This window comes from Streptomyces sp. NPDC015171 (assembly GCF_043079545.1).
Lineage (GTDB): Bacteria > Actinomycetota > Actinomycetes > Streptomycetales > Streptomycetaceae > Streptomyces.
In genome coordinates this window covers 296509-318263 of the sequence record NZ_JBIBUO010000002.1, presented here as the reverse complement: position 1 = coordinate 318263, position 21755 = coordinate 296509, and the positions used below count along the sequence as shown (strand labels likewise).

The following is a 21755-nucleotide window of genomic DNA, read 5'->3' as shown; positions in this document are numbered from 1 at the left end:
CCTGCGGAAACCATCCTTCCCCGTGATCGCACGGGTACTGCCGGACCAATTCTGCCTGCCGAAGGCTAAGTGGAACGACAGATTCCGCTGATGTCAGGGCCGGCGGTAGCGGCCGAAGAGAAATCCGCTCTCCTCCAGCAGGGACACCAGTTCGAACCTGCGCGGGACCGCGACCGCGGGACCCCCGGCGATGCGCTGCGCGTCCCCCGCGGTGAGCGTCGGCGAGAGGGTCAGGCACAGCTCGTCCAGCACCTCCGCCTCGATCAGCTGGCCGAGCAGCCGGGGACCGCCCTCGGTGAGCAGCCGGGTGTGGCCGAGCCCGGCGAGGGCCCGCACCGCGCGCGCGGGATCCACACCGGCGCCCGTACCGGCGACCACCACCCGGGCGCCGGCCCGCTCGGCGGCGGCGACCCGGTCGGCGGGTGCGGCGGCGCCGGTCAGGATCAGCGTCGGCACCACGGGCGAGGTGAACAGCGGCAGCGAGAAGTCCAGCTCAAGGCTCGCGGTGACGATCGCGACGGCCGGGGCCGGGGCCTGTCCGGCGGCGGCGCGGGCCGCGGCGAACTCGGCACGCGCGCGTGCGGGGCGGTACGCCTCCTGCCGTACCGTTTCCGCGCCGACCACGACGACGTCGGCGAGCGCCCGCAGGGTGCCGAAGACCCGCATGTCGGCGGCGCTGGAGAGGGGCTGCGAGCGGCCCTCGTGCTGGGCGGCGCCGTCGAGCGAGGAGACCATGTTGGCCCGCAGCCACGGCCGCGGGGCGCCCGGCGCGGACTCCGGGTAGGCGTAGGCGGCGGCCAGCTCGGCGAGGCTCCACTCGCGGTCCACGGCCGCGGCGGCCCCGACGGGCCCGCCCGCGGCGGCGCGGGCCGTACGGCCGGCCCCGGGAGCCCCGTCGGCCCCGTCGGCCGGCACCCCGGCACCGGCGGCCGCCGGGGTGGCGCCCGCGGCGTCCGCGCCCGCTGTGTCCGGTCCCTCCCCGTACGCCCCCGGGCCGGCGGTCTCCGTGCTGCCGCGGGGGGCCTGGGCTGCTGTTCCTTCGGTCACAGGGAAGAGGCGTCGCATCCGTGCAGTGTGACACGGCGCTTAGAGTGAATAACTGTGTCGTTCTCCACCGCCGCCCCCGGATCCAGCCCGCTGCCGGACGCGGGCCCCCTCTCCCTGTGCGCGCGTGAGCCGCGTGTCCCGGCGGACCGGCTGGTCGCCGAGATGGTGCCGCCACCGCGCTTCGACTCGGTGCGCTTCGCCACGTACCTCCCGGACCCCAAGCAGCCCAGCCAGACCGAGGCCGTCGGGGTCCTGGAAGGCTTCGCCGCCGGGCTCGGCCCGGCGCACGCCACCGGTGCCGGCAGGCGCGGCCTCTTCGGCTTCGGCAAGGCCAAGGCGGCCAAGACACCGGCCGGCCCGCGCGGGGTGTACCTGGACGGCGGCTACGGCGTCGGCAAGACCCATCTGCTCGCCTCCCTCTGGCACGCGGCCCCGGCCGAGCCCTCCCGCAAGGCGTTCGGCACCTTCGTGGAGCTGACCAACCTGGTCGGCGCGCTCGGCTTCCAGCAGACGGTGCGGACCCTGTCCGGGCACAGCCTGCTGTGCATCGACGAGTTCGAGCTGGACGACCCCGGTGACACGGTCCTCGTGTCGACGCTGCTCGGCAAGCTGGTCGAGGCGGGCGTGGCACTCGCCGCCACCTCCAACACGCTGCCCGGCAAGCTGGGCGAGGGGCGGTTCGCCGCCGCCGACTTCCTGCGGGAGATCCAGGGCCTCTCCGCCCACTTCCGCGCCCTGCGCATCGACGGCGAGGACTACCGCCACCGCGGTCTGCCCGAGGCCCCCCTGCCCTTCTCCGACGAGGAGGTCATGAAGACGGCGTTCGCCACCGAGGGCGCCTCCCTCGACGACTTCCCGCATCTGCTGGAGCACCTGGCCAAGGTGCACCCGAGCCGGTACGGCGCGCTGACCGACGAGGTGCGGGCGGTGTGCCTGACCGGGGTGCAGCCCGTGCCCGACCAGTCGACGGCGCTGCGCCTGGTGGTCCTCGCGGACCGGCTCTACGACCGCGAGATACCCGTGCTCGCCTCGGGCCTGCCGTTCGACAGGCTGTTCAGCGAGGAGATGCTGGGCGGCGGGTACCGCAAGAAGTACTTCCGGGCGATATCCCGGCTCACGGCCCTGGCGCGGGACGCGAAGGGACTGGTCGGCGCCTGACCGCCCCTCCCCCGCCCTTCATTCGATCGATCCATCGCGCGTCAAGGGCGGGTTCGCGCCACGCCACCCGCACTTTTCACGCTCTCTTGCGCGCGTAACGCGCAGTTAACCCTGCAAAGGACTTTGCAGGGTTAACGTGTTTCTTGACCATCCATTGACCAACCTTTGGTCTGGACAAGGAACGTGAACGCGGCGGAGGGGGGCTCATGTTCCGAGGCACAGCGGCCCGGACCGTACTCGCCCTCCTCGGCGTGACACTGCTCGCGCTCCAGCTCTTCACCCCCACGGGAACCTTCGCATCCGCGCATACTTTCGGTCATGCGCTGGCCAAGGCCGACGCCGGGATCACCTCCGCACCCGTGGCGCGCGACGGGGCGGACTCGGTCCGTGCCCCCGGCCGCCCGGGCGAACCCGTGAGCGTCCCGCACCTGCGCGACCGCCATCGCGGCCCGGCCTCCCACGGGACCCAGGAACACGCGCTCATATCCGGCCGGACGGCCGGAGCCGCCCCTTCGGAACCCGTCGGCGCGGCGCCCGGCAGCACCCCCGGAGTCTCCAGAACCCGCACCCCGGCAGCCCTGCAGGTCTTCCGCTGCTGAGTGCCGGGCCGCGGTGCCCGCTCCCCCCACAGACCGTCGTTCAAGCCCGACGCGCAAGGCATGCGCGCCAGGAGGAACTCACATACATGCAGCCCCTCATCGACAACGCCCGTACGTTCGGACAGCGCCCTGAGGAGTTCGCCAAGCTGGCCGAAGGCCAGTCTCCGCAGGTCCTGTTCATCACCTGCTCCGATTCCCGGGTCGTCCCGGCCCTGATCACGGGCGCCCGTCCCGGCGAGCTCTTCGAGCTGCGCACCGCGGGCAACATCGTTCCACCGTACGCCTCCGAGCACCCCACGAGCGAGGCCGCCACCATCGAGTACGCCGTGGAGGTCCTCGGTGTCCGCGACATCGTGGTCTGCGGCCACTCGCACTGCGGCGCCGTCGGCGCCCTGGTGCGCGGTGACGACCTCACCGCCGTACCGGCCGTGCGCGACTGGCTGGCGCACGCCACCCCGCGCCCGGCCGGCGCGGCCGAGGACCCGGAGGTCGCCGAGGGCGTGCAGGGCCATGCCCTGACCCAGCTGCTACGGCTGCGCTCGTACCCCTGCGTCGAGCGCAAGCTGGCGGCGGGTCAGCTGGACCTGCACGCCTGGTACTACGAGGTGCACACCGGCGCCGTACGGACGCACCGCCCGCAGACCGACACCTTCGAGTCCCTGTGAGCGCGCCGATGACCAGCAACGACACCCGAATATCCCGTACCACCCGATTCCCTCACCTCAAGGAGGACTTCGCCGCCTCGCTCGTCGTCTTCCTGGTCGCGCTGCCGCTGTGCGTCGGCGTGGCCGTCGCCTCCGGGGTGCCGGCCGAACTCGGCCTGATCACCGGCATCGTGGGCGGCCTCGTCACCGGGCTGATGCGCGGCAGCAGCCTGCAGGTGTCGGGGCCCGCCGCCGGCATGACCGTGCTCGTCTTCGAGGCGGTCAAGGAGTTCGGTCTTCCGGTGCTCGGCGTGATCGTGCTCGCCAGCGGGGTGCTCCAGGTGGGCATGGGCCTGTTGCGCCTCGGGCGCTACTTCCGGGCCATCTCCGTCTCCGTCGTCGAGGGCATGCTGGCCGGAATCGGTCTGGTGATCATCGCCGGCCAGCTGTATCCGGCCCTGTCGGCGAAGGCTCCCGACTCCGGTCTCGGCAAGATCGCCGGGCTGCCCGGCGCGTTCCTGGACGCGTTCGGCGACACCGACGCCCTGGCCTCGCTCGCGGTGTGCGCGGGCACGATCGCGGTGCTGCTGCTGTGGAAGCTCGCCCCGGCGAAGGTGCGGGCGGTGCCCGGTCCGCTCGCCGCGGTCGGGCTCGCCACGCTGGCCGCGCTCACCCTGAGCCTGCCGGTGGCCACGGTGGAGGTGAAGGGGCTGCTCGACTCCGTCCAGCCACCGCCGCTGAGCGGCTTCGGCGAGCTGGCCGGCATCGGGCTGCTGGGCACGGTCGTCGCCTTCACCCTGATCGCGTCCGCCGAGTCACTGTTCAGCGCGGCGGCCGTGGACCGGCTGCACTCCGGGCCGCGCACCCAGTACAACCGGGAACTCGTCGCCCAGGGCGCCGGCAACACGGTGTGCGGGCTGCTCGGCGCCCTGCCGATGACCGCGGTGATCGTGCGCAGCGCGGCCAACGTCCAGGCCGGCGCCCGTACGAAGGCGTCCCGGGTGCTGCACGGCGTGTGGCTGCTGCTCTTCGCGGCGCTGCTGCCCGACGTGCTCGCGTACATCCCGATCCCGGCCCTCGCGGGCATCCTGATCCACGCGGGCGCCAAGCTGGTCCCGGTCCGGGCGCTGGCCGTGCTCTGGCGGGAGCACCGCGGGGAGGCCCTGGTCCTCGCCGTCACGGCCGTCTCCATCGTGGCGGTCAGCATGTTCGAGGGCGTGCTCATCGGCCTCGCGCTGGCGGTGGTGAAGACCGCCTGGGAGGCCTCGCACGTCAAGCTGGAGGTCTTCGACAAGGGCGCGGGCCCGGTGGAGGCGTATCTGGCGGGCAACGCGACCTTCCTGCGCCTGCCGAAGATCCTGGACAGCCTGGAGTCACTGCCCCAGGACCGCCCGGTCCGGCTCGACCTGTCCGGGCTGCACCACCTGGACCACGCCTGCCGTACGGCCCTGGAGAACTGGGCCGCCCGGCACAGCGCGGCGGGCACCGAACCGGTGAAGCTGCACACCACGGCGTGAGCGCCCGGCCCGTGGGGCCGGGACGCCCGATCGTTCGGCATCCCGGCCTTACGGGCCTATCGTGGCAACAGCAGACATAACCGACCTCTGGCGAGGAGGTCACCATGGTCGAAGACCTGCTGGTGGCCCTGGCCGCGGTGGGCTCCGCCGGCGTGGTCTACCTGGCGGCGGCCGCGCGGGTCGTCAAGCAGTACGAACGCGGTGTGCTGTTCCGGCTCGGCCGGGTGGCGGGGGAGGTCCGGACGCCGGGCCTGACCCTGATCATCCCCTTCGTGGACCGGCTGCAGAAGGTCAACATGCAGATCGTGACGATGCCGGTCCCGGCCCAGGAGGGCATCACCCGCGACAACGTCACCGTCCGCGTGGACGCGGTGGTCTACTTCCGCGTGGTCGAGGCGACGAGCGCCCTGATCAAGGTCGAGGACTACAAGTTCGCGGTGTCGCAGATGGCCCAGACCTCTCTGCGCTCGATCATCGGCAAGAGCGATCTGGACGACCTGCTCTCCAACCGCGAGAAGCTCAACGAGGGCCTGGAGCTGATGCTGGACAGCCCTGCCGTGGGCTGGGGCATCCAGGTCGACCGGGTCGAGATCAAGGACGTGTCCCTGCCGGACACGATGAAGCGGTCCATGGCCCGGCAGGCCGAGGCGGACCGTGAGCGCCGGGCCAGGATCATCAACGCCGACGCCGAGCTGCAGGCGTCCAAGAAACTCGCCGAGGCCGCCCAGCAGATGTCCGGGACACCGGCCGCGCTCCAGCTGCGGCTGCTGCAGACCGTGATGGCGGTGGCGGCGGAGAAGAACTCCACCCTCGTCCTGCCCATCCCGGTGGAGCTGCTGCACTTCCTGGAGCGGGGCGCGCAGCCGGCCCTCCCCGAGCCGGACCGGCAGGCGGGACAGCCGGGGCAGCCGGGGCAGAGCGCCGGGCAGCCGCGGCCCGCCGAGCCGGAGGGGCGAGGAGGCGGACAGCCGCCGCTCACCGAGCTGAACGGGCGGGAGAGCGAGCGGCCCCCGCTCACCGAGCCGGACGGACCGGGCGGCGGTCAGCCCCCGCTCACCGAGCCGGACGGACCGGGCAGCGGACAGCCCCCGCCCACCGAGCCGAGCGGGCCGGGCAACGGACAGCCCCCGCTCACCGAGCCGGACGGACCGGGCAACGGACAACCGCCGCTCACCGAGCCGAGCGGTCAGCGAGGCGAGCAGTCGCACCGCCTCGCGCCCGACCGGCAGCCCGCCCCGCACACCGACGGCGGGCCGCCCACCGACGGCGGACAGCACCCCGCCTAGCGGACGGACGGCTCTGCGCCCATGGGACCCGCCCCGACCAGGGCGATCGCATCGCATCCCCACCAGGGCAAGCCCGCCCCGCCCGGTGGACCGGCACCTGCGCGGGCGGACCTGCACCCCGCCTCACGGGACCGGTACCCGACCAGAGGACCCGCCCCGCACCCCGACCAGGGAACCAACTCCCCCGGCCACGGGCCCCGCACCCCGCCAGGGGACCCGCCCCCCGCCTCAGGGAACCAGCACCCGACCAGAGGACCCGCGCCCCGCCTGGGGACCCACACCCCGGCCCAGGGGATCCACCCCGCCCCAAGGGGACCGCATCCGATTCGGCAACCCGCCGCGCGGGTGACCGTACCGGCATGTCGGCCTCCCTAATAATCAGATAATCGTATTTATCCTCCTACTTTCATGACGTGAACTCACTAGCACGCCGTACCGCCGCCGCCTGTGTCCTGGGTGCCGCACTCTCCGCCTGCGGCACCACGGGCACCACCGGCCACCGTCCGGCCACATCCGCATCCCCGTCCGCCACGCGCCCCCCTGTCATGGCCCCGGGCCCCGGCGGGCTGACCCCCGTCTTCGAGCACGGACCGCGCACCCTGGGCAAGGCGGTCGCGCTCACCTTCGACGCCGACATGACCGCCGACGAGGGGCCCCGCGCGGCCTCCGGCGAGCACTTCGACAATCCGGGTCTGATCGGCGCCCTGCGCGAGCTGAAGGTGCCGGCGACCGTGTTCATGACCGGCCGATGGGCCGACCAGTACCCGGCCGAGGCCCGCGATCTGGGCCATGACCCCCAGTTCGAGGTGGCCAACCACTCCTGGAGCCACTACGCGTTCACCAAGGACTGCTACGGCCTGCCGACCGTCGCCGCCGACGGGATGCGGGCGGACGTCCAGCGGGCGTACACCTCCCTGCGCAAGGCGGGCGTACCGAACCCGATGCCGTACTTCCGCTTCCCCGGCGGCTGCTACGACAAGGACACGCTGCGCGCGCTCAGCGGGCTCGGGGTGACCGCGGTGCAGTGGGACGTGGTGAGCGGAGACGCGTTCGCCACGGACGCCGACGCGGTGACCCGGCAGGTGCTCGACGGGGTCGCACCCGGGTCGGTCGTGATCATGCACTGCACCCGCAGCGCCGCGCCGACCACCGAGCGGGTCGTGCGCACGGTCGTACCGGAACTGCGCAAGCGCGGCTACCGGTTCGTCAAGGTCTCCGAACTGATCGGCGAGACCGCCGGCCACCGCTAGCGGACGCGGGCCGGCGGGCCGCACCGGCCGTCCTACGCTGGAGGCATGAACGACGAGGACCACCGCACGATCGCCGGGACGGCCGAGCCGGCGCAGGCCGACGGACCGCCGTACGCGGAGTGCGTGCTGTGCCGGGAGCCGACCGAGTACCCGGAGTCGTACAGGGGCAGCACGCTGTGCCCCGTGTGCGAGTGGCAAGAAGCGCAGCGCACCGCCTGCTCGGGGTGACCGGCGGGCGGTGAGCGCGCGGCGCCGGGCGGTGTCCCGTCCGCGTCAGCGGGGCATGCCCCGGCTCAGCCGGTCCGCCAGGGCGCGCAGCGAGGCCGCCCACGGTCCCCCGGCGCCCGGCCCGGACACCCCGGCGGGCGAGACCTGCACGTCCGAGAGGGGTCCGTCGGGGTCGGCCTCAAGGCGGGCCCAGTCGATGGCGACCCCGGCCCGCTGGGCGAGGACCAGTACGGTGCCGACGAAGCCTTCGGAGAGGGCCAGGACGACGGCGTGGCCGGTCCGCCGGTGCCGGGCGAGCAGGGTGTGCGCGAAGACCGCGAACACGGCCGGATCGATCGTGCACTCGTCGTTCCGCATCGGCCCGAGACCGGACGGCAGTTCCAGCTCGGCCTCGAAGACCTCCACCTGCCGCAGGAAGAGCCGCGCGGCCCCGTTGGACGGGTTCCACAGCGTCTCGTCACCGATATCGAAGTACTGGCTCATCGCCTCTCCCCGCCCCTTCAGTCGATCAAGCGGCATCAGCGTAGGCCGGCGGCTCCCCGGCGCGTCCGGAATTCTCCGCGCGGGACCCGCGCGTTGATCGGCCTGCCCGGGGCTTCGTAGGGTGGGCTTTCGTGAACCACGTTCCCGCACCCTCCGGTGACAGCCCCTTCCAGGTCGAGCCCACCCCCCGCGACGAGGCCCCGCAGTTCGTGCTGCCGCTCGTCGTACGCATCGAGCGCGGCGACCCGCCCGCCCGTACCGACGCGCTGGAGACGGCCGCCCGTGCCGTCCTCGTCCTGCTCGGCGACGAGCGCGCGCACGGCGACGGGGAGTGGGCCGAGGCGGTGCGGAACTGGGAGGACGCCCGGATCCGCAAGGTCGTCCGGCGGGCCCGGGGCGCCGAGTGGCGGCGTGCCGAGACGCTGCCCGGGATCACGGTGACCGGCAAGTCCGCCGAGGTCCGGGTCTTCCCGCCGATCCCGCTGGACGGCTGGCCCAAGGACCTGGCGAAGCTCCAGGTGTCGGGCACCGAGCTGGACGACCCCGAGCCACCCCTGCCGGCCGGCCCCGCCGAGCCCGTGCTCTGGCTCAGCCCGGACCTGAAGATGTCGGCCGGCAAGGCGATGGCCCAGGCCGGCCACGGCGCCCAGCTGGCCTGGTGGGCCCTGTCCGAGGAGGAGCGCGCGGCCTGGCGGGACGCCGGACACCCCCTCGCCGTCCGCACGGCCGCCCGGGCCGACTGGTCCCGGCTGACCGCGAGCGGCCTGCCTCTCGTACGCGACGCGGGCTTCACCGAGATCGCGCCCGGGCTGACTCTTGCAGTCGAGGGGGTAGACCGCATCGGGCGACTCAGTACCCCGCCGACGTCCTGAGCTGACCGCTGTGGGGAACTTTGCACAGAGGCGCACAATTTAGCCCCGCCGCACGGGGAGGCTTCCGGACCTGTGGGCGCGGCGGGGCGGGGTGGTACGAGCAGCAGCCTGCTACCGGAACCCGGGATTCAGAAGGGTGCGTCTGGCATATTCCTATGCCACATGAAACACACCCCGTGTGAATCGTCCAACTATGACGAGTGCCGTCGCGACGTACCTGAGTGGATCATGAAGCGGCGTCGTGAGCTGGGCGAACGCATCGGTGACTTACGTGCCCGCGCCCATCACACTCAGGAGAGCCTCGCCGAGGCCACCGGCATCAGCCGACGCCATCTCCAGCGCATCGAGTCCGGGGAGGTCGACGCCCGCTACAGCGACCTACTGAAGATCGCCGCAATCCTCGGCACCCCACTCTCCGACCTCACAGACTGATCCGAGCAGCAAGAGGCCCCGCCCATCCGCCACGGGGGGGGGGAGCAGACGAGCGGGGCCGGTCTAGGCGGTCAGCCGGCCAAGGCCCAGCGGGCACCGCTGGGCAGGTGCCAGGCGTACCCGGTGCCGTCGGAATCCCGGGCGTAGCCGAAACGGTCCTGTGCCGGGCAGCCGACATGGTTCCACCACTGCCAGGCTTCCTCAGCCCGCCGCCACACGGCGTCGTTGCCGCCGAACGTCACCACGCCTTCGTTGTCCCCGGCGAGCGGGACACGGGCCCACGAGCCGTCCGGGCACTGGAGTTGCAGCGCGAGTCCTTCCTCGTCGCTGTGATAGACGAGTTCGGCTTCGGGTAGGGCGAAGGCCAAGACCAGGCGCAGCGGATAGTGGGTGCGGATCTGTTTCGCCGTGAGCCGGGTCGGGCGGCTTCCCATCCTCGGCGCTCGCTCCGGCCGAGTCTGAGCCGGGTAGGTGAGCGCGTCGCTGCGCGCGGGCATGAAGCGGCCGCCGTTGGTGGTGAAGAAGCCGCGGGCCAGGCCCTCAGCGCCGCAGGAGAGCCGTACCAGGCCCCCTTCGATCCCCAGCGCCACATCGGCAACGATGATGCCGCCGGGGCGCAGTTGCTGGATCCAGGCGCCAGGGATGGTCGGCACGGAGCAGGTGGCGATGATCCGATCGAAGGTGCGATCTTCGGGGTACCCCAGCGTCCCGTCGGCCGCCCTGAGCTGCGGGCTGTAGCCAGCGTCGCGGAGCCGAGCCCGAGCGGTGTCCACGAGGCCCTCGTCGACGTCCACGGAGTGCACGGCGGTGCTACCCAGCCTGGCGCACAGCAGGGCGGCGTTGTAGCCGGTCCCGGTGCCGATCTCCAGGACGCGGTGGCCGTCGCTGACGCCCAGGTCCTCCAGCATGCCGGCCATGAGGCTGGGCAGCGTGCTGGACGACGTAGGGATGCCGGTCCACGCGTCCGGCGCGACCTGCTCGGCCGTCTCCGGGTCCAGGGATGTGACGAGGGTGACGTCCCGGTAGACGGCTGCCAGGTCTTCTCCATCACCGGCGTGACGCTGCCGCCACACCGCGATGCCGCGGTCGTCGGTCTCCTGCTCGTACCAGGAGGGGACGAACAGGTGACGCGGGACGGTGGTGAAGGCCTCCGCCCACGGCTTGCTGCGGATCGCGCCGAGGTCGGTGAGGTCTTGGGCGAGGTTGGCCAGGTACGGGCGGGCCACGTCGTGGGCCGTGACGCTCATTCGATGACTCCCTGGAGTTCGTCGGCGATGGTCTGGGCGATGGGCAGGCCGGTGGCATGTTCGATCCAGTCCCACTGCCCGCAGGGGTTGGCCTCCAGGAACGTCCAGACGCCATCGGGGCTGACGACGAAGTCCATGGCGGCGAAGCGCAGACGGAGCCGGTCCATGTAGCTTCGCACCCCGGCCGCGACGGCATCAGGGACTTCGCCAACCCGGTAGGTGAGGGAGGCGTAGTCGCTGCGCCAGTCCGTGTGGGCTGCGTCGCTTCCCGCGTGGATCTCGGCGGCGAGCAGCTGGTGCCCGACAGCCGTGAGCCGTACCTCGTACTCCTTGTCGATCCAGCCCTGGAACAGGTGGGCGGTGGTTTCGATGCCCCGCAGGTCGTCGAGGTCGCCTTCGGTCAGCCGACGGGTGTACACGGTCTTGAGCTGGTCGTCCTCGATCAGTACGGGGCTGGCGACCGGCTTGCAGATGACGCGGCCGCCGACGTCTCCGACGAAGGCGCGGACGGCGTCGGCGTTGTTGGAGATGAGGGTGGGCGGGATCGTGAGCCCGCAGGCCCGGGCGGTGGCGAGCTGGAGGGGTTTGTACTCGGCGCGGGACATGGCGGACGGGTGGCTTACCCATCAGCAGTCGAGCGCGGTGATGATGCCGCCCAGGCCGGAACGGGCCTGGGCGGCGGCGAACTGCCGCTCGGGCCCCGACATGGTGGGCGGGAAGACGAAGGCGTTCGGGGCACGGTAGTAGACGGCGCTGATGTCGGCGAGGTCGACGGCGCGGTGCGCGGTGGCGAGGCCGCCGGACCACCCTCGCCGGGCGTCGATGCGCCCGGCGAGGGTGAGGTCCAGCGGGAACTCGCTGGTGTCCATGCGGAACACCTCGGCACCGCCGTCGGTGAGCGCCTTGACGACCCGGTCGGTGGGCCAGTCGTCACGGGCCGCGATCACGAGAACGGCGGGCATCGGGATCAGTCCTTCGGGCCCTCGTCGAGGGCCGGCGGGTTCTTCACGCTGCCGTCCGGGACGGTCGGCTTGTGCGTCTGCATGTACGGCAGGGGGCCGTCGTACATGCCGACGGACATCTGCTGCTCGTCGTCGTACACGGCGGGCGGCAGGACGGTGGCCTGCGTGGCGTCGGGCGTGCGGGCGAAGCGCAGCGCCCACGGCCGAGAGCCGGCAATCGAGGGCGGAGCCGAGCTGTAGGGGATCCGTCCGCCCTCGGGCGCGAGCGGGAACGCTTCCCGCACGTCGGCGACGATCATGTTGCACTCCTTGATTCAGTGATGGACACCGCCCGTTCGCAGGGCGGAGATCGTGGTGGGCGCCGGCCTGGAGCAGCCGGGCGACCGACTCGGGGAGGGAGAGGTCTCGGGCCCGGTGTTCGGCCCAGGCACGGAAGTCGCTCGGCCGGTGCTTGTACTTGAGGCACCGGTCGCACCCGCGGGTGTGCGGCGGCGGCACGTCCTCGATGTGAGCGTCAACGACGTGCCGGGACACGGCGACCTGCTAGAAGCAGACCTCATCCACGCGGATCTTCCTGGCGAGCCTGGTCATCAGCTGCACGCAGGCCCCGCAGCCGAACATGAACGGCGGTGGCACCGGCATTCGCTGCCAGTGGGGAATGCCATCCGGGCCGTCGTAGGCGTTCGTTGTCACCTCGCGCCTCCGTCTGCGGCCGCCGCGAGGTTCCCCTTCGAGGTGTCCGCCCGCCGTGTCCTTCCGGGACCACGGCAGGGCGGACGTCACCCGCTGCATCACGGCTTCCGTTCCACGGCGCAGCGGGGGCTTGAGGGAGCCCTGGCCCATGCGGCCACCGGGGCTGCCGGACGGGGCGTGGGGGCATCGTTCAGAGAGCGGGCCGCGGCCGCTGGGCGCACCCGGCGTGGATGCGACTCGTCGCCGTGCCGGCGGAGTCGTAGAGCGACGAGTAGGTGATCGTCTCGTCCGTGGCGCGTAGCGGCCGGTCGCAGGCGACGCACATGCCCTGTCCGGTGAGCGCTTCGTAGTGGTCGCACAGCGCGGTGAGTGTGCGGGCCATCTTCCTCGCGTACGACAGCTCGCCGTACGGGCCGAGGGCGGGCGCGGCGCTGAGCTTGCCGCGTGCCTCGCCGATACAGGCGAGCGCGCAGTACCGGGGGATGTCATCCTCCGGCAGGCGGGCTGAGATCTCCGTGACCTCGGAAATCATCAGCTCCATGTGCCCGCGGAGCTTCGCAGTAGTGGTGGCCAGCTCCGCGCCGGCGGGCGGCTGCACAGCCTCCTGCGGCAGGAGCAGAGCGATGGTGCCGCGCATCGTGTCGGTGTCGACCGGATTGGTCACAGCGGGGGTCAGTGGCGTCCGCGTCATCGGGCGTCCCCCGTCTGGCGATGCCACGGGCAGGCGCACGGCGGGAGCTGCGTGTTCATCTGCTCGGGCGTGGGCACGTAGTCGCGGGGCACGATCACCGTCGCCTGCGGCGGGGTGACGATGCCTTCTCTCGTGACCGTGTAGACCCTGATCGTCATCGCAGGTGCCCGTGTACGGGCCCGGTTCGGGGCGGTACGGTTCATCATGTCGACGCTCCCTCGCTGTTTTGAGCGTTGGCCACTCCCGGGACCGTGCCTGCGGTCGCCGGGGCCTGTGTGCCGTTTTCCGCGGGCTGGTCCGTTGGTGGCGCTCCGCGTTGGCAGCCGCAGCTACGGATCTGCCAGACGCGGGTGGCACCACGGACGACGGCTTCGCCCACCACGCGCAGGGGCCTGTTCACGGCTCCGCAGTCGAAGCACGCCTCGCCATGCAGGCGAACGATGCTTACCCGACGATCTACGACTGCCGGAGCGACCAAACGTGCTTCCTGCACCCGGGTTCCCATCTGTGCGTTCTGCGCGTGTCACAGATGGTTGCGCTGAGGGCGTGTCACAAGTACCCCAGTGAGGGGTACTTGGAATCAGAGGGTTCTCAGGTGGCCGAGCACCATTCCGCGAAGGACGTCAGGGTCTCCGAGTCGGCGCGGCGCAGGCGCCGCAAAGTGGAGGCGTCCTCGCGGACCCAAGGGTGATCGCGGGTGTGCTGGGGTGCGATCTTGCGGGCGACCTTCAGCGACTCGAACGCGCCGTCGGCCATCCCCGACCACAGCTGGGCACGAGCCAGCTCGATGTAGAAGCCCGACCGCCGCTCCTCCGGAATACTCGTCGGTGGCTTCCACTCGTGGGAAACGTCCAGGGCGTCGCTGACGTGATCTCCGCCGAGGCTGACCGCCACGGACACCCGGTGAATGCGCACAGAGTCCGGGCCGAACGCCGTGCCGTGGTAGACGTTCTCCTCAACCTGCTCGGCAAGTTCGCCGGCCTCGCGGAGGTGTTCCGATGCCCCGTCGGCGTCCCCGGCTCGGCCGGCAATGACGGCGGCCCTCATGTGGAGCGCCCCGAGAGCTGCCCGCGCCGCCGCAGTGGACGGTGCAGGGGCCGCGTCGATGGCCATGCGCAGAGCGCGCAGGCCTGCGGCGTGAGCACGGGCCGCAAAGAACGTCTCGGTTCGAACGTAGGCGACCGAGGCGACCAGCAGCGGATCCTCGGCTTCGGCCGCGGCCCACCGCATCAGCTCAACCAGGCGGGCAGACAGGTCGTGCGCGCCCAGCTTGTAGGCCGCCGCATCGGCGGAACGGCAGGCGCTCACCAGCAGCTCGGCCAGCTCTGCGCGTCCATCAGCCGGTGCCGTGTGCAGTGCACGGGTCAGCTCGGTCAGCAGGTCGGGAAGATCGCGGACGATGCGGGTGTACTGGGCGCCGAGCCTCCACTGCGCCGCCGTGGAGACGGCGGTTCGCAGGGCGGCGAGCGGCCGCACTGGTCCGTCATCGGGGCAGTCGTAGGCGGCGATCGCGGCCGAAAGTGCCGGGAGGGCATCCCTGGCCTGCGAGTGGGCGGGGCCGCGGTCATGTCGTAGGCGTGCCGGGTCGACCCCGAGTGCGTCGGCGATGGCTTGCAGGGTGTCGTTGGTGACGCCACGCTCGCCGCGCTCGATCTTTCGGATGGTGCCGAGGGCGACGCAGGCGGCATTGGCCAGTTCCTGCTGGGTCATCTTCGGCCGGACGACGCTCCGGTAGTAGGCGATTCTCCGGCCTACTCCCCCGTCAGTGACTGCGGGCATACTGTCTCCGCTCGGGCATCCACTCCGATCCGAACGGTACTCGCGTGAGACGCCGCGTGTGCCTAAAGCGGCCCCGCTCACTGGGCGGGTGCGCTGCGGTGTTGTCACCGAACGATGCTGACCAGGTCCATGAGTCCGTCGATCCGCCAGTCCGCCGCCTCGATGGTCTCGGGGGCGTCCGCCCAGAGGTTCCCCCAAGGACCACGCTTCAGGTGCGCAGTCCGCAGCCCGGCCGCCTTAGCGGGGATCGAGTCGTTCGCGGGGTGATCGCCGACGTACAGCGTCCGGTCGGCCGGTGCCTGGGCCACCTCGATGACTCGCTGGAAGAACTCGGGCTGAGGCTTCGAGACGCCCCACTCCCCCGACGTCACGACGAGGTCGGCGGGCAGATGGAGCGCGCGCAGCAGCTCCCCGGTACGGACAGTCTGGTTGCCCGCGACGACCACTCGCACGCCCGCCTCTCGCAGTGCTCCGAGGGCCGGGCGCACGTCCTCGTAAAGATCGCTCTCGTCCAGGTGCTCGCCTTGGCCAGCGGCCTCCCGGAGCCGGTAAGTGGCCTTGAGGTCGATGCCCGGGCGGAGGAGTCTGACGGCTTCGGCGTTGTCCAGGCCTTGGGCTACGACGGCGCCGACGAGAGCTGAAAGGGTGTGGCGGGAGACGCCGAGCCAGTCCGCCCACGAGGCCCAGTAGCGGTCGTCTCGGGTGATGGTCTCGCCGACGTCGAGTACAACGGTGTCAATCACTCTGGCAGCCTACGGTCCCCAGTCGTTGGACTCAGCGGTGAGCAAGGCGGACGGCGGAGGCGAAAGCGCGCTGATCGCCCTCGTACGGGTCAAAGGCCCTCCGCCGCGTTACGCGGCGGAGGGGCCTGGCCCGAGTGTCAGGCGTACCGGCGGCGGGTCGGGTCGAGCCGCGGGGTGCGGGGCTGCTGGAGGTCTGAGCCGTCCCGGCAGGTCGCCGTCCCGGCAGGTCACCGTTCCGACCGGCACGTCCTGGCAGTCCGGACGGTCCGGCTGGGCCGACGGGGCCCAGCCGCACCGGGGCACCCGTCACACAGACACCGGGCGAGCCTGCCGCGCCACCGGCACCCCTTGTGCTGCTGCCGCCCTTCCCCTTCGGGCCGTTCACGCCGTCTTTCCCGGGCGGGCCGGACCGTCCTGGTGGGCGGGGTCCGACGACGGTCTTACCTGGCTCGCCCCGGCTGCCGGGTGGTCCTGCGGCCGGCGAGGTGCCGGGACGCGCTGCCCGCGCGGCCAGCGCGTCTCGCGCCGTGTGCATGGTGTCGAGGTCTCGGTGCGGGCGAGCGAACCGGAGGGCCAGGAGGGCCGTGCCGTCGGCGAAGAGGGCGACCGGGCCGGCGATGACCGCTTCGGCGCGTGGCAGTCGCAAGTACCGCGGTGGGCTCGTGGCGGGCTTCGCGTCGCCCGCTTCGCCACCACCGCCCAGATCGCGTTCACGCCAGGACGACAGGTTCCGGCGGCGGGGACGCGGTCCGCCGGAATGTCTTCAAGAGGTCATCCAGTTGCTCCTCGGCGGCGACGGTATGGTCGGATGTGGACTGGGCTCTTCAACAACGCGGAGGCGGCCACCAGCGCCAGGACCACGGCCGGGTCCTGCGACCGGGCTCACGGATGATCGAGGACCCAGCCGCACGCACGACCGCGCCGGGGTCCTGCACGGTCGTCGCCGACCACCCCGCGCTGCGCTAGAGGAGAACGCCGGATGACACGGGTCGACGGGCGGGTCGAGCGGGGGAACCGCACCCGCGGGCTGGTGCTGCGGCGCACGGTGGACATCGCCTCGGTCGAGGGCCTGGAGGCGCTCACCGTCGGCCGCCTCGCCACCGAGCTGGAGCTGAGCAAGAGCGGGGTGTTCGCGCTCTTCGGCTCCAAGCAGGAACTCCAGCTGGCCACCGTGCGGGAGGCGGGGCGGATCTTCGCCGACCGGGTGGTCCGGCCGGCGGCACGGACTCCGGCCGGTGTCGCCCGGGTGTGGCGGCTGTGCGAGCTGTGGCTGGAGTACTCGCGCGTGCGGGTGTTCCCGGGCGGCTGCTTCTTCTACGGCGCCATGGCCGAGTTCGACGCGCGCACCGGGCCCGTGCACGATGCCGTGGTCCGTGCGCAGCGCGACTGGTCGGCCCATGTCGAGCACACCATCGACGAGGCCCGTGCGGCGGGTGAGCTGCGCGCCGGCACGGACGTCCCGCAACTCGCCTTCGAGCTGGTCGCGTTGCTGGAGACGGCGAACGCCCTGTCGGTCCTGCACGGCGAGGAGACCCCGTACGGCAGAGCCCGTACGGGGATCGCGGACCGGCTGCGCGGCGCGGCGGCCGACGGCGTCCCCCTGCCCCAATTCCCCTGACCCGCGCGCCGGTTCGGAGCGGGCCGGCGCGGATCGGGGGCCGCCGCGAAAACAAACAGCACGACCGTTCGCTTTGTTTTATATTCGGGCCATGACCCTGACTGGAGCGGACTTCGTGGCACTCGACCGGATCGCCGTCCGGGAGGCCGTACGGGTGGTGGACCTGGCCACGCCCGACGACTGGGCGCGGGACACCCCGTGCGCGGGCTGGACCCTGCGCCGGCTGGTCGCGCACATGACCGCGCAGCACGTCGGCTTCGCCGCCGCGGCGCGCGGGGCGGGCCGGGAGCCGCGGCACTGGCGGGAGCCCGAGGACATGAGCGAGCCCGCCCGGACGCACCGGTCGGCCGCCGCCGCGGTCCTCGCAGCCTTCGCCGAACCGGGCGCGACGGAGCGCGCGTTCACACTGCCGGAGCTGGGCGGGGACTTCCCGGGCGGCCGGGCGGTCTCCTTCCACTTCGTGGACTACGTGGTGCACGCCTGGGACGTCGCCGCCGCCCTCGGCGTCGCCGTGGACCTCCCCGAGCACGTCCGGCTCGCCGCGCTCGCCGTGGCCCGGAACGTACCGGCCGACCCCGCCCGGCGGGGCCCGGGCTTCGCCTTCGCCCCGGTGCTGGAGGTGCCCTCGGGATCGGGCCCGCTGGAGGAGGCGCTGCGGCTGCTGGGCCGTGCGCCGGAGCGGTGGCCGGCCCGGGGCTGAACCTCAAATGTTGCTCTGAACGCGACAGGGAGGGGGTTCGACGGAGTCCGCCGGGGCCATATCCCCGTCACTCGACGCACGGGGACAGGCCGAGCAGGGGGAAGCAGCATGCGGCGACTGGGGACCGGAATCGGCTGGCGGCCGGAGATCGCGGACGCCGTGGAGCGGATGCCGGGCATCGACTGGGTGGAGGCCGTGGCGGAGAACGTCTGCCCCGGCCATCTGCCGGAGTCGCTGCTACGGCTGCGCGAGCGCGGGGTGACGGTGATCCCGCACGGCGTCTCCCTCGGCCTCGGCGGCGCGGACCGTCCCGACGCGGGGCGGCTGACGGCGCTCGCCGAGCGGGCGGAGGCCCTCGGCTCCCCGCTCGTCACCGAGCACATCGCCTTCGTCCGGGCGGGCGGCCCGCTCACCGCGTCCCCGCGGCTGGAGGCCGGCCATCTGCTGCCCGTGCCGCGCACCCGGGACGCCCTGGACGTGCTGTGCGAGAACGTCCGTATCGCCCAGGACGCGCTGCCGGTGCCGCTGGCCTTGGAGAACATCGCCGCGCTGTTCTCCTGGCCGGGCGAGGAGCTGACCGAGGGGCAGTTCCTGTCCGAACTGGTCGAGCGGACCGGTGTGCGCCTGCTGGTCGACGTGGCCAATCTGCACACCAACCACGTCAACCGGGGCGAGGACCCGGTCGAGGCGCTGGCCGCGCTGCCGGTGGAGGCGATCGCCTACGTCCATGTCGCGGGCGGCTACGAGCGCGACGGGGTCTGGCACGACAGCCACGCGCACCCCGTGCCGCGCCCGGTCCTCGACATCCTGACCGCTCTCGCCGCCCGCGCCGAGCCGCCGGGGGTGCTCCTGGAGCGGGACGAGGACTTCCCCGAACCGGCGGAACTGGAGGGGGAGCTGGAGGCGATCCGCAAGGCGGTGGCGACCGGGCGCGACCGCGCGCGGGAGGAGCCGAAGGGGACGGGCGGGGCGGAGGAGCCGGAGGGGACGGAGGAGAGAAGGGGAGCCGGGGGCGCCGACGGCACCGGCGCCGGGGGCGTCGGTGTGCTGGTGCGGCCCGTGGCCGGGATGCGGGAGCGGGTCGGGGTGGCCCAGGCGGCCGTGCTGTCGTCCCTGGTGGCGGGGACACCGGTGCCGGAGGGGTTCGACCGGGTGCGGATGGGGGTGCAGGCGCGGGCGCTCGCGGCGAAGCGGGCGGGCGTGGTGGCGAAGCTGGCACCCGAACTGCCGGTGATTCTCGGGGCGGGGTACCGGGAGGCGTTCCTGGAGTACGCGCGGCAGCGGCCGATGAGCGGGGGGTACCGGCGGGACGCGCTGGACTTCGCCGGGCATCTGCTGAAGCTGGGGCGGCCGGGGGACGAGGGGGCGCGGCGGGAGCTGCGGGAGTGGTGGCTGGACCGCGCGGGCCCGGCTCCCCGGAGACAGGGGGTCCTGGGGCGGGTGGCCCGGGGGGTGCTGCGCCGCCGGGGCTGAACTACCCCTGAGCCGCGCGGCCGACGGGAGCATCCGCCCGCACCGGCGGGGCTGCCACCGCGCCCACCGTGCCGCTCCGGCGACGGGGGCGGGGCGGCACGGAACCCATGGGCACGGCCCCCTGCGGCGCGGTCCCACGGGCACGGCCCCACAGGCATAGCCCCCAGGGGCGCGGCCCACGGGCAAAGCCTCACTGGCAAGGCCCGTGGGGCGCGCAGAACTGCGCGGCCGGACCACCACCGGCCCGCACCCGGCCACCGACCGCACACCCACTGCACCGCCTGCACCGCCTGCACCCTGGGGCGCGGTCCCCACGGGCGCGGAGAACCGCGCGACCAGACCACCACCGGCCCGCACCCGGCCACCGACCGCACAGCCACTCCACCGCCGCACCGCCGGCACCCAGGGGCGCGGGGAACTGCGCGACCGCCCACCGACCGCCCACCGCCCACCCACCCGCACCAGCCCAGGCACCCCCACCCACACCCACGCCCCCACCCACACCCACGCCCGGACCCACCCCGACCCCCGCCCCGCGAAAGCCGTCCCCCTTCCCCCAGTAATATGCCAACCCCGCACCCACCCCCGAGCACCCCCGGAGTGCGGTGCAGGAGGCACCATGCGACCCCGTCCCCCCATCACCGGCCGAGGCATATTCAGCGGCACCGGGCTCATCGTCATCGCGCTCGCGGCGACGGTCGTCGCGCTGCTCGTGCCGCTCTGGTCCTACGCCGGCCGGCAGGACCCGGCGAGCGCGAGCCTGTTGAGCACACGGACGGTGACGACACCGTACGGCCCGCTGTCCGCGCAGGACCGGGACTTCGTCACCAAGGTCCGGCTCGCCGGACTCTGGGAGCTGCCCGCGGGCGAGCTTGCGCAGCGAAAGGGCACCACGCCGGCCGTCCGCACCGCCGGGCAGCATCTGATCGACGGCCACACCTCCCTGGACGCCCATGTCCGGACCGTAGCCACCCAGCTCGGCGTGACCCTGCCCAACGAGCCGAACGCGCAGCAGAAGCAGTGGCTCGCCACACTGAGGGCGGCCGAGGGCCAGGACTTCGACCGGCAGTTCGCCGGGATCCTGCGGCTCGCGCACGGCCGGGTGTTCTCCCTGGTCGCCCAGGTCCGGGCCGGCACCCAGAACTCCCTGGTCCGCGATCTCGCCGACGACGCCAACGCGACCGTCCTCGACCACATCAAGATCCTGGAGGCGACGGGGTACGTCGACTTCTCCGCGCTGGCCAGGGATCTGGCGGCATCCGCGTCCCCGGTGCCGACGCCCCCGGAGGTCGACCCGGACGCCGCCGTACCGGTCGTCCCGTCCCCGGGCGAGACCTACGCGCTGCCGCCGGCCGCCACCGGCCCGCCGCCGGCGACCGTCAGCCCCTGACGACGGCCGCTGACCAGCACAGGAAACGGAACGTCACGTACCGGCAACACTCCGTCCGGATCGTGAACAGGGCATGGCGTTCGCCCCGTCATCTGGCATACAAACGCGTCATGTTCTGGGTCCTTCTCCTGCTCCTGGCCTGGGCTTTCGCCGGCACCGCCTGTGCCCGGCTGTGCCTGTCGGCCGTACGCGCCGCGGCTGCGGACGCGCATGACGCGCCGCACGCCCGGGAGCGCGATCTGACGCTGTACGAGGCGGCCTTCCTCTCCGGCGGCCCCGCGCGGGTAGCCGATGTGACCCTGGTCTCCATGGCCCGCCAGCGGCGGCTGCTGCTCGCGCACACCGGCTGGGCCACGGTCGTGGACCCGCGCGGGCGCGACGAGATGGAGGAGTCCGTCATAGGGGCCATAGGGCCCGAGGGGCAGTCGCGGATCGCGCCGGTGCGGGCGCGGGCCGCGGGCGCCGAGGCCGTGGGCCGGCTGGCCGACGGGCTGGTGCGCGCGGGGCTCGCGGTGCCCGAGGGCACGGGGGCGAGCGTGGGAGCCGCCGTCCGCCAGGTGCGGCTGGCCGCCCTGGCCGTGCTGGCGCTGGGTGTGACGGCCCTGCTGCTGCCCGTCCAGACCGGCACTCCGCGCCTGCTGGTGGGCCTGTGGTTCGCGCTGCCCCTCACCCTGTCCCTGAGCTGCCTGGCCATCGCCCGGTTCGAGGTGCATCCGTATTCGCGCTGGGCCTCCCCGGCCGGGCAGCGGCTGCTGAGCGCGCTGGCCGGGCGGCCGGGCGGTGACGAGCGGTCGTTCCTCACCTCCGTCGCCGTGCGCGGCGTCCGCGCCATCGGCGAGCCGGAGCTGCGGGCCGCCCTCACCCACCGCGACCAGCCCCGGTGGGAATGAGGCGGCTCCCCGGGCGCACAGGGCGCGCGGCGGGGCACAGGGGGCGGGGCATA

The 21755-nt window shown here is 72.9% G+C and carries 25 protein-coding genes; 14 read left to right on the top strand and 11 right to left on the bottom strand.

The annotated features are described in order from the left end of the window. Nucleotides 1-93: 93 nt before the first annotated feature. Nucleotides 94-1065: a pyrimidine reductase family protein gene (locus tag ACF073_RS05945; RefSeq protein ID WP_392067122.1), complete on the bottom strand. Its 972-nt coding sequence runs from the start codon at nucleotides 1063-1065 to the stop codon at nucleotides 94-96. A gap of 36 nt (nucleotides 1066-1101) precedes the next feature. Between ACF073_RS05945 and zapE the strand changes: the two genes are divergently transcribed. The 7 genes from zapE to ACF073_RS05910 all read left to right on the top strand — a co-directional run bounded on the left by zapE (nucleotide 1102) and on the right by ACF073_RS05910 (nucleotide 7729). Beyond that, nucleotides 1102-2205, top strand: coding sequence for a cell division protein ZapE (zapE, locus tag ACF073_RS05940; protein ID WP_392067121.1), 1104 nt, complete (start codon nucleotides 1102-1104; stop codon nucleotides 2203-2205). Between the two features lie 206 nt (nucleotides 2206-2411). After that, nucleotides 2412-2804 (top strand): hypothetical protein, encoded by a 393-nt coding sequence (locus ACF073_RS05935; RefSeq protein ID WP_392067120.1) that lies wholly within the window; start codon nucleotides 2412-2414, stop codon nucleotides 2802-2804. 86 nt (nucleotides 2805-2890) lie between these two features. Beyond that, nucleotides 2891-3469, top strand: coding sequence for a carbonic anhydrase (locus tag ACF073_RS05930; protein ID WP_392067119.1), 579 nt, complete (start codon nucleotides 2891-2893; stop codon nucleotides 3467-3469). Between the two features lie 8 nt (nucleotides 3470-3477). Further along, complete coding sequence (locus tag ACF073_RS05925; RefSeq protein WP_392067118.1) at nucleotides 3478-4965, top strand: SulP family inorganic anion transporter; 1488 nt, start codon at nucleotides 3478-3480, stop codon at nucleotides 4963-4965. Nucleotides 4966-5069: 104 nt separating this feature from the next. After that, entirely contained in the window at nucleotides 5070-6251 is a 1182-nt protein-coding gene (locus ACF073_RS05920) for an SPFH domain-containing protein (protein WP_392067117.1), read from the top strand. 413 nt (nucleotides 6252-6664) lie between these two features. Beyond that, on the top strand, nucleotides 6665-7501 hold the full coding sequence (locus tag ACF073_RS05915) for a polysaccharide deacetylase family protein (protein ID WP_392067116.1): 837 nt from the start codon (nucleotides 6665-6667) through the stop codon (nucleotides 7499-7501). Nucleotides 7502-7546: 45 nt separating this feature from the next. Beyond that, on the top strand, nucleotides 7547-7729 hold the full coding sequence (locus ACF073_RS05910; protein WP_392067115.1) for a hypothetical protein: 183 nt from the start codon (nucleotides 7547-7549) through the stop codon (nucleotides 7727-7729). Between the two features lie 45 nt (nucleotides 7730-7774). On the opposite strand, the gene ACF073_RS05905 is transcribed toward ACF073_RS05910, so the two are convergent. Next, nucleotides 7775-8212 (bottom strand): DUF6086 family protein, encoded by a 438-nt coding sequence (locus ACF073_RS05905; protein WP_392067114.1) that lies wholly within the window; start codon nucleotides 8210-8212, stop codon nucleotides 7775-7777. Nucleotides 8213-8343: 131 nt separating this feature from the next. Between ACF073_RS05905 and ACF073_RS05900 the strand changes: the two genes are divergently transcribed. Both ACF073_RS05900 and ACF073_RS05895 read left to right on the top strand, forming a co-directional pair. Further along, nucleotides 8344-9084, top strand: coding sequence for a peptidyl-tRNA hydrolase (locus ACF073_RS05900; protein ID WP_392067113.1), 741 nt, complete (start codon nucleotides 8344-8346; stop codon nucleotides 9082-9084). 228 nt (nucleotides 9085-9312) lie between these two features. Then, on the top strand, nucleotides 9313-9516 hold the full coding sequence (locus tag ACF073_RS05895) for a helix-turn-helix transcriptional regulator (protein ID WP_392067112.1): 204 nt from the start codon (nucleotides 9313-9315) through the stop codon (nucleotides 9514-9516). A gap of 71 nt (nucleotides 9517-9587) precedes the next feature. Here ACF073_RS05895 and ACF073_RS05890 read toward each other — a convergent pair whose 3' ends face one another. The 9 genes from ACF073_RS05890 to ACF073_RS05850 form a co-directional block, all read right to left on the bottom strand. Then, nucleotides 9588-10763 (bottom strand): methyltransferase domain-containing protein, encoded by a 1176-nt coding sequence (locus ACF073_RS05890; protein ID WP_392067111.1) that lies wholly within the window; start codon nucleotides 10761-10763, stop codon nucleotides 9588-9590. Continuing rightward, nucleotides 10760-11368 carry a hypothetical protein gene (locus ACF073_RS05885; protein ID WP_392067110.1) on the bottom strand — a complete coding sequence of 203 codons (609 nt, stop codon included), beginning with the start codon at nucleotides 11366-11368 and terminating at the stop codon, nucleotides 10760-10762. Before ACF073_RS05885 ends, ACF073_RS05890 begins: the two co-directional genes overlap by 4 nt. A gap of 21 nt (nucleotides 11369-11389) precedes the next feature. After that, nucleotides 11390-11725: an MvdC/MvdD family ATP grasp protein gene (locus tag ACF073_RS05880; protein ID WP_392067109.1), complete on the bottom strand. Its 336-nt coding sequence runs from the start codon at nucleotides 11723-11725 to the stop codon at nucleotides 11390-11392. Nucleotides 11726-11730: 5 nt separating this feature from the next. Beyond that, nucleotides 11731-12024, bottom strand: coding sequence for a putative ATP-grasp-modified RiPP (gene tgmA, locus ACF073_RS05875; protein ID WP_392067108.1), 294 nt, complete (start codon nucleotides 12022-12024; stop codon nucleotides 11731-11733). Nucleotides 12025-12268: 244 nt separating this feature from the next. Next, nucleotides 12269-12418, bottom strand: coding sequence for a hypothetical protein (locus ACF073_RS05870; RefSeq protein ID WP_392067107.1), 150 nt, complete (start codon nucleotides 12416-12418; stop codon nucleotides 12269-12271). Between the two features lie 190 nt (nucleotides 12419-12608). Then, nucleotides 12609-13109: a DUF6415 family natural product biosynthesis protein gene (locus ACF073_RS05865; protein WP_392067106.1), complete on the bottom strand. Its 501-nt coding sequence runs from the start codon at nucleotides 13107-13109 to the stop codon at nucleotides 12609-12611. Beyond that, nucleotides 13106-13315 (bottom strand): hypothetical protein, encoded by a 210-nt coding sequence (locus tag ACF073_RS05860; protein ID WP_392067105.1) that lies wholly within the window; start codon nucleotides 13313-13315, stop codon nucleotides 13106-13108. The genes ACF073_RS05865 and ACF073_RS05860 overlap by 4 nt, the downstream gene beginning before the upstream one ends. A gap of 385 nt (nucleotides 13316-13700) precedes the next feature. After that, nucleotides 13701-14888: a helix-turn-helix domain-containing protein gene (locus ACF073_RS05855; protein WP_392067104.1), complete on the bottom strand. Its 1188-nt coding sequence runs from the start codon at nucleotides 14886-14888 to the stop codon at nucleotides 13701-13703. 104 nt (nucleotides 14889-14992) lie between these two features. After that, nucleotides 14993-15631 (bottom strand): HAD family hydrolase, encoded by a 639-nt coding sequence (locus ACF073_RS05850; protein WP_392067103.1) that lies wholly within the window; start codon nucleotides 15629-15631, stop codon nucleotides 14993-14995. 979 nt (nucleotides 15632-16610) lie between these two features. On the opposite strand from ACF073_RS05850, the gene ACF073_RS05845 reads away from it, so the two are divergent. From ACF073_RS05845 to ACF073_RS05825, 5 genes are all read left to right on the top strand, one after another. Next, nucleotides 16611-17249, top strand: a complete 639-nt coding sequence (locus tag ACF073_RS05845) for a TetR/AcrR family transcriptional regulator (protein WP_392067102.1) — start codon at nucleotides 16611-16613, stop codon at nucleotides 17247-17249. Between the two features lie 91 nt (nucleotides 17250-17340). Next, a complete protein-coding gene (locus ACF073_RS05840) occupies nucleotides 17341-17949 on the top strand; it encodes a TIGR03086 family metal-binding protein (protein ID WP_392067101.1) in 609 nt (202 codons plus the stop codon). 108 nt (nucleotides 17950-18057) lie between these two features. Continuing rightward, the gene (locus ACF073_RS05835; protein WP_392067100.1) at nucleotides 18058-19422 is read left to right on the top strand and encodes a DUF692 domain-containing protein; all 1365 of its coding nucleotides are present in this window, start codon (nucleotides 18058-18060) and stop codon (nucleotides 19420-19422) included. A 619-nt stretch (nucleotides 19423-20041) separates the two neighbouring features. Beyond that, on the top strand, nucleotides 20042-20812 hold the full coding sequence (locus ACF073_RS05830) for a DUF4142 domain-containing protein (protein ID WP_392067099.1): 771 nt from the start codon (nucleotides 20042-20044) through the stop codon (nucleotides 20810-20812). 110 nt (nucleotides 20813-20922) lie between these two features. Then, nucleotides 20923-21702, top strand: a complete 780-nt coding sequence (locus tag ACF073_RS05825) for a TIGR04222 domain-containing membrane protein (RefSeq protein ID WP_392067098.1) — start codon at nucleotides 20923-20925, stop codon at nucleotides 21700-21702. The last annotated feature ends 53 nt before the right edge of the window (nucleotides 21703-21755 follow it).

Bases quoted from the DNA above. Each gene is read 5' to 3' on its own strand.
- ACF073_RS05945 (WP_392067122.1), bottom strand. From the start codon at position 1,065: ATGCGACGCCTCTTCCCTGTGACCGAAGGAACAGCAGCCCAGGCCCCC.
- ACF073_RS05935 (WP_392067120.1), top strand. From the start codon at position 2,412: ATGTTCCGAGGCACAGCGGCCCGGACCGTACTCGCCCTCCTCGGCGTG.
- ACF073_RS05930 (WP_392067119.1), top strand. From the start codon at position 2,891: ATGCAGCCCCTCATCGACAACGCCCGTACGTTCGGACAGCGCCCTGAG.
- ACF073_RS05925 (WP_392067118.1), top strand. From the start codon at position 3,478: ATGACCAGCAACGACACCCGAATATCCCGTACCACCCGATTCCCTCAC.
- ACF073_RS05920 (WP_392067117.1), top strand. From the start codon at position 5,070: ATGGTCGAAGACCTGCTGGTGGCCCTGGCCGCGGTGGGCTCCGCCGGC.
- ACF073_RS05910 (WP_392067115.1), top strand. From the start codon at position 7,547: ATGAACGACGAGGACCACCGCACGATCGCCGGGACGGCCGAGCCGGCG.
- ACF073_RS05905 (WP_392067114.1), bottom strand. From the start codon at position 8,212: ATGAGCCAGTACTTCGATATCGGTGACGAGACGCTGTGGAACCCGTCC.
- ACF073_RS05895 (WP_392067112.1), top strand. From the start codon at position 9,313: ATGAAGCGGCGTCGTGAGCTGGGCGAACGCATCGGTGACTTACGTGCC.
- ACF073_RS05890 (WP_392067111.1), bottom strand. From the start codon at position 10,763: ATGAGCGTCACGGCCCACGACGTGGCCCGCCCGTACCTGGCCAACCTC.
- ACF073_RS05885 (WP_392067110.1), bottom strand. From the start codon at position 11,368: ATGTCCCGCGCCGAGTACAAACCCCTCCAGCTCGCCACCGCCCGGGCC.
- ACF073_RS05880 (WP_392067109.1), bottom strand. From the start codon at position 11,725: ATGCCCGCCGTTCTCGTGATCGCGGCCCGTGACGACTGGCCCACCGAC.
- tgmA (WP_392067108.1), bottom strand. From the start codon at position 12,024: ATGATCGTCGCCGACGTGCGGGAAGCGTTCCCGCTCGCGCCCGAGGGC.
- ACF073_RS05865 (WP_392067106.1), bottom strand. From the start codon at position 13,109: ATGACGCGGACGCCACTGACCCCCGCTGTGACCAATCCGGTCGACACC.
- ACF073_RS05860 (WP_392067105.1), bottom strand. From the start codon at position 13,315: ATGATGAACCGTACCGCCCCGAACCGGGCCCGTACACGGGCACCTGCG.
- ACF073_RS05855 (WP_392067104.1), bottom strand. From the start codon at position 14,888: ATGCCCGCAGTCACTGACGGGGGAGTAGGCCGGAGAATCGCCTACTAC.
- ACF073_RS05845 (WP_392067102.1), top strand. From the start codon at position 16,611: ATGACACGGGTCGACGGGCGGGTCGAGCGGGGGAACCGCACCCGCGGG.
- ACF073_RS05840 (WP_392067101.1), top strand. From the start codon at position 17,341: ATGACCCTGACTGGAGCGGACTTCGTGGCACTCGACCGGATCGCCGTC.
- ACF073_RS05835 (WP_392067100.1), top strand. From the start codon at position 18,058: ATGCGGCGACTGGGGACCGGAATCGGCTGGCGGCCGGAGATCGCGGAC.
- ACF073_RS05830 (WP_392067099.1), top strand. From the start codon at position 20,042: ATGCGACCCCGTCCCCCCATCACCGGCCGAGGCATATTCAGCGGCACC.
- ACF073_RS05825 (WP_392067098.1), top strand. From the start codon at position 20,923: ATGTTCTGGGTCCTTCTCCTGCTCCTGGCCTGGGCTTTCGCCGGCACC.